At 55.0% G+C, this 540-nt stretch carries 2 pseudogenes; both read left to right on the forward strand.

Features of this window, described 5'->3' with window-relative positions:
- A pseudogene (locus tag ACU8YC_RS26020) lies at nucleotides 1-353 on the forward strand (hydrogenase 2 small subunit); the annotation flags it as partial.
- A 2-nt stretch (nucleotides 354-355) separates the two neighbouring features.
- Nucleotides 356-502: pseudogene (locus tag ACU8YC_RS26025) on the forward strand (twin-arginine translocation signal domain-containing protein); the annotation flags it as partial.
- Nucleotides 503-540 lie beyond the last annotated feature (38 nt).

Consider the following 540-nt stretch of genomic DNA (forward strand, 5'->3'; position numbering starts at 1 on the left):
CGTGCCTCTACCATCTGGGCTGTAAAGGACCAGAAACCTACGGTGACTGTTCAACGCTGCATTGCTGCGATGTTGGTGGCGTGTGGCCGGTGGCTATCGGTCACCCTTGCTATGGCTGTAACGAAGAAGGCGTCGGTTTCCATAAAGGTATTCACCAGCTTGCTCATGTAGAAAACCGAACGCCACGTTCAGAGAAACCTGACGTCAATATGAAAGAAGGCGGCAATGTTTCTGGCGGAGCGATTGGGCTGCTTGGCGGCGTAGTAGGACTGGTTGCCGGTGTCAGCGTGATGGCGGTTCGTGAACTGGGGCGTCAGCAGAAGAAAGATAACGCTGACTCACGGGGAGAATAACCGTGGACAGACGTAACTTTATTAAAGCAGCCTCCAGCGGGGCATTGCTGTTGGGCGCCGCGCCGTCCATCAGCCATGCGGCTGCAGAAAACCGTCCGCCGATCCCTGGTTCATTGGTGATGCTCTATGACTCGACGCTGTGCGTAGGCTGACAGGCCTGTGTCACTAAGTGTCAGGATATCAACTT

The organism is Citrobacter sp. VF227 (assembly GCF_052950715.1).